A 10,514-nucleotide genomic window follows, 5' to 3' on the forward strand; every position below is an offset into this window, starting at 1 on the left:
TATTATGAGAAATGCTATAATACGCACCTAACTGCCTCATAACTGCCACTTTCGGCAAGTGAATGCAACGGCGTATATTTCCATCTACCATAAATAGGATTAAAGTAAAATTCGTCAATTAACTCACCATACTTACTCACATATCCCCAAACAGATGCAACAATAGAATTATCTATTAATACATCATAACTGTTTATCAATTCTAGAGCTTTCCTTAAGACCTCTTCTTCTCGGCCTTTCTCTTGTAATTTTAATCTAGTCACCTTTTGCACTAGTCTGTAAATATTTACTACTCCTTTCCTTAATTTAATCATTGAATATCGATTAAGTAACTCAACAGCATTCCACAACGCTTCTTTATCATTAGCTACTTGCTGTGAAAAGATTTCTTCTATATAAATCTCATTAGGAGAAAAATAGGCCATTATCTCGAGAATGCTCAATGCTTCCGGCCCAAATTTTTTTTGCACTATAGCATCAATTGTAATTTTCCAAGTTATGAAAGTTGCCTTAGCATAACGATCACTTTTATATTCGGACTTAAAGTCAAGTAGCTTCTCTGCTATCTTTTCACACTTTTTCAGATAGCCACCAACTCTAATCCTTTTTCTACCCCTATGACTAAATACAATATTTTCTTCACTAATATATGTAACCGCTAGTTTTAAAGCCAATTGGGAATATTGTAGTTCCTGTGCCAGCTTTTTTATTTCCTTATTCTGTAAATTGTTTTCTATATTCAAAGCCCTTTTAACAAATTCTAAAGCTTCTATTTCATCAAATTCATCTAATTCTTCTATATCTCCTTCTTCTCTCGCTTTCGATTTTTTGTCACGAGGACCATAAGGTTTCTTATGGGGCCTCTGCTTGTTATTTTGCGCTGTTACAGCTGCATGTATTTCATTCAGTGTTTTACTATCCTTACGCTGTTGTTTTGCTATTTTATCAATTCCTTTATTCCCTTTCTTTACCCCTCGTTCTATCCCACATAGAGTGCTGGCCCATAGCTCCACTTTTTGGAAAAATTCTTTTCCTTCTTCTGGTGTGAGAAAACGCCCTCTTTTATCCTTCATCCAATTTGATATCATTGTGGAAAGGGCATTGAGAACGGAGTCATTATCACCAAAGTATTTGAACCTTCTGGCCAAGTCATCATTTATCTCATTTCTGATTAACTTTTCTAGCTCAACATCACTAGGCAAATTCACTACAAACACTAGCTCATTTAAAAAGCCTTTTATTTCTTCATCGCTTACTTCCCTATCTTCAGCACTCATCCTTTGCTTTAAGTATTGAGCAATATTATTACGTAAGTCTCTAAGCTTATATTTTGCACTATCGCCTATATTCAGAAACTCATCCTGTGTTTCTATTTTTTCGACTGTAATTCCCTTGCTTGCTAGACTTTCATAGTCAAAATCAACATTTATAACAATAAAAAAATCCTTTATTTTATCCTTGAATTCTTCATTACCTTGAATTTCTAAAAAGGCAGCAAAATGTTTTACTAAGTTAAGTTCACCACTTTTTGTCAATAAGTCGCCTACACAGATCTTCTTGCTGCCATCTTGTTTATGTTTAACTTGTATAAGCATACATACTGTTGTCCCATTTTGCTCATACCGGAAAACAATATCGTCAAAACCTGCAGCTGAACTCATTTCCGTGGCTAAGCGGAAAAAGTACTTTCTATTCACTGCACGTCTAAAAAACAGCATTAGCCACAATTTTTGATAGTCAATACCATGAATAAAGTTTTTCGCCCCTCCAGTAGGATAAGTTTCAGGCATCCTCAACCTCACATAATTTTAAAAATAGTACCAACAAATGGTAAAAAAGTTATATGTCATGATATACAGATATCATGACAAAGACCTTGGAATATCTACGAGATGTGCTGTTATGTAAATAAAAAAATGTGACTAATTACTTAATCTTTCACTCAAAATTGAATTCACGACATCAGGGCTGGCTTTTCCCTTGGTAAGTTTCATAACTTCGCCGACAAAGAATCCGTATAACTTTGTTTTACCGCTTTTGTATTCTTGAACTTTATCTTGGTTGTTATTGATGATTTTGTCGATAACTTCTGATATTTGACCTTTATCGGTTATTTGCTTTAGGTCCTGCTCTTCTATAATAAGGGATGCAGGCTTTCCAGTTTCAAACATAATATCAAAAACTTGTTTACCAAGTTTAGCAGAGATTGTTCCATCAACGATAAAATCTAAGAGTTCTGACAAAGCATTTGCTTTGATTGGGGAGCTCACAATATCAATATTTGCTTTATTTAAACGACCGAAAAGCTCTACAGTTAACCAGGTGACCGCGAGCTTTGAATCATGTTTTTTTATCAATTCCTCAAAGTAATCAGCAATCGCCTTATCGGAAGTAATGACGTTTGCATCGTATTCATTGATACCTAATTCCTCAATGTATCGCAGCTTTTTTTGATCTGGCAACTCGGGCAAAGATGATTGGATTAAATCAATTTTCTCCTGGCTTACCTCAACAGGTAATAAATCAGGCTCAGGGAAGTATCTATAGTCGCTTGCATCCTCTTTGCTTCTCATCACTTTTGTTTTTCCCAAAGCAACATCAAACAATAAGGTATCTTGACTTATTTCTTCTCCACTTTCTAAAATTTCAATTTGTCTTTGTATTTCATAGTCTATAGCTTGCACAATATAACGTATCGAGTTCAGATTTTTTATCTCACAACGAGTGCCAAATGTACTACTGCCTTTTAGGCGGACAGAAACATTTGCATCACAACGAAGTGATCCCTTTTCCATATCACCATCACACGAACCAATGTAACGCAAAATCTGCCTTAATCTTTTCATGCATTCTGCAGCTTCCGCAGATGAACGGAGATCTGGTTCTGAAACAATTTCCATTAAAGCAACCCCTGCACGATTTAACTCTACATAAGTTCTGCTTTCCTCATGAACGCTCTTTCCTGCATCTTGCTCTAAATGAATTCTCGCAATTCTTATTTCTTTTTCATTGTCGTTGATAAATACTCTACCGTTTTTAACTATTGGCTCAAAAAACTGAGTTATCTGGTAACCTTGTGGTAAATCAGGATAAAAATAATTTTTCCGATCAAAGTAAGAATACTTATTAATTTCTGCAGAAAGTGCAAGACCAGTGCGTATTGCTTGCTCTATGCAGTAATAATTTAGTATTGGCAGCGTACCTGGCATTGCCGCATCAACTAGAGAAACTTGAGTGTTATGCTCAGCACCAAATTCCGTTGATGAGCTAGAAAATAGCTTCGTATTAGAAGAAACTTGAGCGTGTACCTCAAGCCCAATTACCGCTTCCCAATCCTCTTTCGTCATGTATTTTATTTAAATGATAATCTTAATATTCTGCAAAATTAGCACAAAAAGTCAAAACAAAACTCATGTTAGCTAAGTGGTATGCAGATTGTTTTACCCATAGAAACGGGTTAAATGCAAAAGATTACTTGACAAGCTTCGCCAGCCCTCTTATCATAAAATTGAAGCTATTTATTTATCTTCTCTGTACAGATTAAATGACAAAAAAACTCACGTATCTGGCGTCTCATGTTTAATTTTTTGCACTATGTGCACCTTATGTCTTTATAAAACTTCTACCTACATAAGCTGAAACGCGCTTATAAAGCGTTTAAAACATAAAAAAACGCCAACTTAAAAAATGGATAGTGAATAACTAGCTACCCTAGGGTTTCTTTTGCCTTTTTTTCTGTTTAGTAAATTTCTTAACGTTTATAATTTAGATTAGTTGCGGTTTAAAAGCAACTGAATCGCGGTTATTAAGTGTTTAGAATAAAAAAACGCCATACTTGAAAGTATAATGTAAGTAATTAGCCAACCACGGGGCTTCTTTTGCCTTTTTTTTCGTTTGGTAAATTTCTTAATGTTTGTAGCTAAACGATAACCGTCATCCCGCTACTTGTTAGCGGCCGAGATACCGCGAATGAATCGCGGTATGACGTAGGATTGCTGTCATTCCAGTGCCAAGCACTGGGATCCAGCCTTTATTATTTGGTTGAAATTAAGTCTTCTGGATCCCAGTGTCAGCTACTTGGATGACACCATTCTTTTTCCTGGATTCCAGTGTCTGGGCACTGGAATGACATCCTCCCTTGTGGAGATTGCTCTCAAATCACAATGTTCGTACAGCTATGCAAACACAAAGGTGTCATTCCAGCGCGTGACGCTGGAATCCAGTTGAGCTATTTCAACAAAAATACTGCATTTTGAGATGAACGTCTATTCTCACCAGACTTATTTACAAGTATAACAATTATAGCCTTTCTTATAATAGTCCGAATGCGATAAGATATGTGTTTATGGCTATAGCAGGCCAGTAGCATATTACGGTCTGTTCGGATTATTGTAAAAAGAGCTATAAAGTCTGGATTCCAGTGTCAAGCACTGGAATGACATCATAGGGGCACTGCCCTTTTGGATGGAAACCAGTGTCAGCTACTTAGATGATACCTTTTTTCTACTTAGTTTGGGTTATGCAAGAAGTCTATTGCATTCCTGAGCAATTTGATTCATTATTCTTTTTGTAAAAAATTTTCTTAACTTTCTCTCCACTTTTTTGGTAAGGTCACTTTAAAGGAAGTCTAATAGATGCTACATAGAAATCCAGATGAGTTTCTAAAGTCTATTCCAAAAGATAAGCGCATAATGTGCCTTGACATGGGAGAAAAGCAAATAGGCATAGCATTTAGCGATAAAACACAGCTCATAGCCACAGCTCATAGCATATATCACAGAAAAAATATGAGCAAAGATTTAGGTTATCTGCATAGAATATTCAAAGAAAATGAATCTGGATCAATGGTAATAGGACTACCATTAAAAATGGACGAGCAAGAAACTAAATGGTGTAAAACTATAATCCAATTCGCAAATAAAATAATAAAAAAATATAAAGTAAATATATACTTACAAGACGAAAGCTTCTCAACATCTATCGCAACTCATACACTAAAAATTACTGGAATATCAATCACAAAATCGAAAAAAATAGATGATAAAATCTCCGCATGTATTATTTTGCAACGAACGTTAGACAAGATAAATACAATCAAATAGTTTTTCCAGATCTGGAAATCTTCAAACTGAATCCCATATAAAAGTTACTCAACAAAACAAGAACCTTTCGTATAAGCATGACAAATTGCTACAGCAAGAGCGTCAGCAGCATGGTGGCATTTTATACTCAAATTTTTAACTATTTGCTTCACCATAAATATCATCTGATCCTTATCAGCATGGCCATTTCCGGTAATGCTTTTTTTTACATAGTTTGCATCATATTCATTCATAGTTAGCTTTGTTATTTTTAACGCTAAAATTACAACCCCTCTTGCATATCCTAAAGTTAGTGAAGATTTAGGATTTTTATTAACAAAAATTTTCTCCACCGCAGCTTCATTCGGAGAGTATAGGGAAATTACTTTCTTTAATTGTTCAAAAATTATATGTAGGCGTTCACCTGTACCCAATTTACCATCAGTTGATATGGTACCGCCGCCCAAAAATTCAATATTATTTTTTTCGTTCAGGCTGATAATGGCCCACCCAGTCTTGCTTATTCCTGGATCTAGACCTATTATTTTAACCACTTAATAAACGCTTAACCAATAGACAAACAAAAATAAAAATATCCAGACTACATCTACAAAGTGCCAATACCAGGAGGCAAACTCAAAGCACAAATGGTCCTGAAGTGTAAATTGGCCTTTCCGTGCTCTAAATAAACACACTGATAAAAATATTATTCCTATTATAACGTGTGCGCAGTGAAAACCGGTAATCATATAAAAATTGGATGTATAAATAAGCTTTTCTCCTGTTTCTTGTAGAGAAAAACTCGCTTCATGATACTCTATTGCTTGCACTATTATAAAAAAAACTCCAAGCAATATAGTTATGGACAGCATTTTAATCATGCTCTTTTTATCATTTTTAAGTAAAGAGTGATTTGCCCAAGTAATTGTTGTACCAGAAAGCAATAATATTAATGTATTCATGAATGGTAGTGACCATGGATCAGGTGGCAAAATTCCCTCAGGGGGCCATTCAACTTTTTTTGCAGGAGAAAACGCCTCAAATAAAAAAACTGGATCAAGCCAGGCTTTAAAGAATGAACAAAAGAACACTATAAAAAATACGACCTCCGAGAGAATAAACAAGTACATTGCAAATTTGAGTCCATGTTTTACAATGGCAGTGTGACATTTGTCATAAATGGCCTCCCTTATTACATCTCTCCACCAATAAAACAGCACCCCTGATACTGCGGAGATTCCCAAAACTAAACAAAACATTCCGACAATTTGTTTATGAAGCGCGCCAACTAATCCAAGTGCAAGAATAAGAATTGCTGCTGATACAGCAATTGGCCAAGGGCTTGGATCCACTAAATGAAAATCATGTTCTTTACTTTTCATAGCATTTTAAAAAATACTTATTAAGGATACAAATTAGCTTAAAATTGTCAATGTTCCTTAGGAAATTGATTGAATCTTGAAAAATTATATGCACCGTTCAAAAAATCTAACACAAATTGTGCAGTTATTCTAAACAACTCAAGCATTCTGCTCTTTTCGTTTTCTCTTGCTCTGCTGCAATATCCATCAACAATATTTTCCAAAATAATGCATCCAGACTTTACTGAATCACTGTAACAAAAATTAAACCAATCCCTATATCTATTATTTTTCTTGAATCTATTTTTCATGCTATCAACGACAGTCTCGTATATAAACATGCAAGAATACAAAACCGTCATAGCCTCATAGGTATTACTATGCGAGATGGATAAAAGAAAATTAGTGAAATTAAAACACTCAAGAGATTTCTTTTCGCGACTTATACCGTACATAGTAAAGTAGTAGTCATATAACATTCTATTAACAGTCACTACTCTTTGGGCTACTTCAGCAAGCGAGATAATACTACTATAATCTTCCATTTTGGATGCAGTAATTAAGGTGGTACGAATATAATCACCTAAGAACAACGTCTTTTGTTGAGCATAGAATTTGAAGTTCTCTATATTTAGGGTGTTATTCGCTAACTCAACATTAAAAGGATGCTCAATTATATCCTTTAAAAGATTTGACCCGTAACAGCTCCTAATTATGCCACTGAACACTGTAGTTACCGATAAAAGATCAAGTTAACGTAAATAATCCGCTGCTAATATTCTTTGCTAGATATATTAGAGTAATATGCCTCATCCCAAAACATTATTTCTAATTCCAGCCCTTTCTTAAAAAACTCATACATCCTCTTTTTTTCACAGTCACTAGCTTTTTTATATAGCTTATTTGTAATATCAGTAACCTCATCAATTACAGCATTTACTGTTTCGCTACTATAAATGTTGATCCACTCTTTGTATTTGTTATTTTTAACCCCTTTAGTTGTTATCTCATATACCATATGGCGTATAACGATTTGGTATATGTTAAAGCAAGAATAAGATGCTACTAAAGCTTCATTAACAGAATTGTGATATGCGGCACTCATGAAAAAGTCAGTAAAGGCAGAACAAGCTCTTGACTTTTTGTGATCATCAGATAGATCACAATCTTCAAAATATTTTTTATACTGTTCTCGAACATAAAATGCTCCTTGTGCCAAATTGATTAAACTACTCATCATTTCAATATCATCAACTCTAGCTGCAACAATTAAAAAAGCACGAGCGCAATCTATACAATACAGAAAATCCTGCTGAAGGTAGAATTTGAATTTTTCATAATCTAATGTATTATTTATCAATTCAACATTAAAAGGGTGTTCTTTTATTTTATCAATAAGATCAGAAAACTCTTTTACAATTACGTTGTACAGTTCTCCTTCTATTTCGTTATACACTTTATAAGCCTCACAATAAAAATTGAATATAAAAATTATTACTAATGTGGTATAATTATTATGAAAAAGCGTGCTATGCTTTAACAATAAGCTAGTATATAAATATGGGGCTGTAAATCAAAAATTTTAGCAATCTAAAGAAATTTTACTATTACCTTCTATATTGAATTCTCTACAAAGATCAGCAGATAAGTCCATGTTTTCCCAAGAAAATCCACCGTCCCTTTCCGACTGTTTACCAAAATGTCCATAACAGGCTGTACGTTTATATATAGGATGATTAAGCGATAAATGCTTGATTATGCCTTTTGTTGATAAATCTATATTATTCTCGATAAACTTTTTAATTACTCTTTCCTCTACCTTATTCGCACCAAATGTATCAATATAGAATGAAGTAGGTTTTGATACACCAATTGCATAAGAAAGCTGCACAAGACAACGTTCAGCCAAACCTGCAAAGACAATATTTTTAGCAAGATATCTTGCCATATAAGCCGCAGATCTATCAACTTTGGTTGCATCTTTTCCGGAAAACGCTCCTCCACCGTGTGGAATATAACCTCCATAAGTATCAACCATAATTTTTCGTCCGGTTAATCCACAATCACTAACCGGTCCACCAATAACAAATCTACCAGTTGGATTGACTAAGAGATTTTCCTCAGGACACATCCATCCTTCAGGTAAAGATGAAACTATGTAAGGGTAAATTATTTCTTTTACTTTTGATTGATCCAAATCCTCAGGGTGCTGTATTGAGACAATAATACTTTCAGCACGTACCGGGAGGTTATTCTCATATGCCAAAGTGATTTGTGACTTTGCATCTGGACCAAGTTTTGCTTCTTTAACTGCGCTCATGATATTTTTCAGAATCGAGTGTGCATAAAAAATGGGTGCCGGCATAAGGTTTTCTGTCTCTGTTGTTGCATAGCCATACATTATGCCCTGATCTCCAGCACCTTGATCCAACCCTATTGCAATGTCATTTGATTGCTCATGCAGCAATATATTTACTTTCACTTTTCTCCAGTGGAACCCATCGTGCTTGTAACCAATATCTTTTATTGTATTCCGTACAATACTTTCAATCCTGCTATTTTTGATGTTAGGCCCAAACACTTCCCCAGCTATAATAACGTTATCTTTGGTGACTAAAGTCTCTATTGCAGCTCGCGCAAAAGGATCAGTAAAAAGGTACTCATCAAGTATTGCATCTGAAATTTGATCTGCTACTTTATCTGGATGACCAGCCGCCACTGATTCACTGGTTACTAAATTTTTATATAAACTCATGTTTTTGCTTATACAATATCAAAACCGCTATAGAAAACACAGTTAGTAACTACTAAATGGTGGGTCTGGGAAGAGTTGAACCTCCGACCTCACGCTTATCAGGCGTGCGCTCTAACCACCTGAGCTACAGACCCATGATTTATTCAAGCTGAAGCTTTCATATTATCTGTAGGCACGATATCAATAAAAGTCTTTTTATTTGCTGACCTTCTAAAGCTGACCCAGCCTTCTATTTTAGCAAAAATCGTATGATCTTTACCTATACCAACATTCTTTCCAGGATGGAATTTTGTGCCTCTTTGGCGCACAATTATGTTACCAGGAATAACCTTCCCATTCTTCTTTATTCCTAACCTACGACCCGCTGAATCTCTACCATTACAGGAACTACCACCTGATTTTTTAGTTGCCATATCTTACCTCTTACTTTTGAAGACTAATTTCATTTATACGAAGAACAGTTATATACTGCCTATGACCAGTTTTCCTACGGTAATTTTTTCTTCTTTTCTTCTTAAAGATTATAATTTTTTCCCCCCTGCACTGCTCCAACACTTCAGCTTTAACAGTAGCATTAGATGAATAAGATAAGCCATTATTTGAAATACAAATCACCTTATTGATTTCCACCTCTTTTTTTTCTTCAGCTTCTAACTTCTCTACCTTTATTATACTACCTTCTTTTACTAAATATTGCTTTCCACCAGTCTCAATTACTGCAAACATGATAAATATAAATTATTGTTATTAACTTTAATCGTAAACGATGTCATATACGCTGTCAATATAAATAAAAAGCATGACTTAACGTTCTTTTTGAGCTACTAAAATACTTCTATCTGTTTTCATCTTTTATCTACCTTTTCTCAGACAGTAGACTTCTTGCATAACCTAAGCAGAAAAAAGGCAAATAGTTATTATAGCTCTAAATTTACCGACACCGTCATGCAAGTAGCCCCTTCTCCTGTCATCCGAGTAGCTTGACACTGGGATCTAGAAAAAAGGATGATGTCATTCCAGTCTGGAATCCAGGAAAAAGAATGGTGTCATGAAAGTAGCCTCCTTCTCCTGTCATCCCAGCGCCCAGAGGTGTCATCCAAGTAGCTGACACTGGGATCCAGGAAAGTTTGCTTGTAAACTAGCATAGAAAGTGGTTACAACATTTTCGATGAGATTATATGGAAAACTGGATCCCAGTGTCAGCTACTTGGATGACAAAAAAAGGAGCACTAGGATGACACCCTACTTAACCGTCATACCGCGATTCATTCGCGGTATCTCTTAACATAGATCCCTTACTTAACCGTCATACCTTAA

The 10,514-nt window shown here is 35.0% G+C and carries 12 protein-coding genes and 1 tRNA gene; 2 read left to right on the forward strand and 11 right to left on the reverse strand.

The genetic code is table 11. From position 1 onward, the window contains the following. Positions 1–14 precede the first annotated feature (14 nt). Together DEF52_RS02630 and gatB are read right to left on the reverse strand one after the other, a co-directional pair. The gene (locus tag DEF52_RS02630) at positions 15–1,790 is read right to left on the reverse strand and encodes a hypothetical protein (protein WP_151807777.1); all 1,776 of its coding nucleotides are present in this window, start codon (positions 1,788–1,790) and stop codon (positions 15–17) included. Positions 1,791–1,922: 132 nt separating this feature from the next. After that, positions 1,923–3,347, reverse strand: coding sequence for an Asp-tRNA(Asn)/Glu-tRNA(Gln) amidotransferase subunit GatB (gatB, locus tag DEF52_RS02635; RefSeq protein ID WP_151807778.1), 1,425 nt, complete (start codon positions 3,345–3,347; stop codon positions 1,923–1,925). A gap of 694 nt (positions 3,348–4,041) precedes the next feature. On the opposite strand from gatB, the gene DEF52_RS02640 reads away from it, so the two are divergent. Together DEF52_RS02640 and ruvX are read left to right on the forward strand one after the other, a co-directional pair. Continuing rightward, positions 4,042–4,227: a hypothetical protein gene (locus DEF52_RS02640; RefSeq protein WP_138264918.1), complete on the forward strand. Its 186-nt coding sequence runs from the start codon at positions 4,042–4,044 to the stop codon at positions 4,225–4,227. A 407-nt stretch (positions 4,228–4,634) separates the two neighbouring features. Continuing rightward, positions 4,635–5,102: a Holliday junction resolvase RuvX gene (gene ruvX / locus DEF52_RS02645; RefSeq protein ID WP_010082183.1), complete on the forward strand. Its 468-nt coding sequence runs from the start codon at positions 4,635–4,637 to the stop codon at positions 5,100–5,102. Positions 5,103–5,146: 44 nt separating this feature from the next. Here ruvX and ruvC read toward each other — a convergent pair whose 3' ends face one another. The 9 genes from ruvC to DEF52_RS06070 all read right to left on the reverse strand — a co-directional run bounded on the left by ruvC (position 5,147) and on the right by DEF52_RS06070 (position 10,308). After that, positions 5,147–5,635: a crossover junction endodeoxyribonuclease RuvC gene (gene ruvC / locus DEF52_RS02650; RefSeq protein WP_151807779.1), complete on the reverse strand. Its 489-nt coding sequence runs from the start codon at positions 5,633–5,635 to the stop codon at positions 5,147–5,149. After that, positions 5,636–6,463: a cytochrome c oxidase subunit 3 gene (locus tag DEF52_RS02655; protein ID WP_006279354.1), complete on the reverse strand. Its 828-nt coding sequence runs from the start codon at positions 6,461–6,463 to the stop codon at positions 5,636–5,638. Between the two features lie 47 nt (positions 6,464–6,510). After that, positions 6,511–7,170, reverse strand: a complete 660-nt coding sequence (locus DEF52_RS02660; RefSeq protein ID WP_010962391.1) for a TenA family protein — start codon at positions 7,168–7,170, stop codon at positions 6,511–6,513. 44 nt (positions 7,171–7,214) lie between these two features. Next, positions 7,215–7,898 carry a TenA family protein gene (locus DEF52_RS02665; RefSeq protein ID WP_151807780.1) on the reverse strand — a complete coding sequence of 228 codons (684 nt, stop codon included), beginning with the start codon at positions 7,896–7,898 and terminating at the stop codon, positions 7,215–7,217. A 126-nt stretch (positions 7,899–8,024) separates the two neighbouring features. Next, a complete protein-coding gene (gene metK, locus DEF52_RS02670; protein WP_151807781.1) occupies positions 8,025–9,197 on the reverse strand; it encodes a methionine adenosyltransferase in 1,173 nt (390 codons plus the stop codon). Between the two features lie 57 nt (positions 9,198–9,254). Then, positions 9,255–9,331, reverse strand: a tRNA-Ile gene (locus DEF52_RS02675). A gap of 9 nt (positions 9,332–9,340) precedes the next feature. Continuing rightward, positions 9,341–9,610, reverse strand: a complete 270-nt coding sequence (rpmA, locus tag DEF52_RS02680; RefSeq protein WP_006279564.1) for a 50S ribosomal protein L27 — start codon at positions 9,608–9,610, stop codon at positions 9,341–9,343. Positions 9,611–9,620: 10 nt separating this feature from the next. Then, on the reverse strand, positions 9,621–9,923 hold the full coding sequence (gene rplU, locus DEF52_RS02685) for a 50S ribosomal protein L21 (RefSeq protein WP_006279565.1): 303 nt from the start codon (positions 9,921–9,923) through the stop codon (positions 9,621–9,623). Positions 9,924–10,164: 241 nt separating this feature from the next. Continuing rightward, entirely contained in the window at positions 10,165–10,308 is a 144-nt protein-coding gene (locus DEF52_RS06070; protein WP_153296796.1) for a hypothetical protein, read from the reverse strand. Between the last annotated feature and the right edge of the window lie 206 nt (positions 10,309–10,514).

Origin of the sequence: Wolbachia endosymbiont of Nasonia oneida (assembly GCF_009012935.1) — a bacterium.
Classification (GTDB): Bacteria; Pseudomonadota; Alphaproteobacteria; order Rickettsiales; family Anaplasmataceae; genus Wolbachia; species Wolbachia pipientis.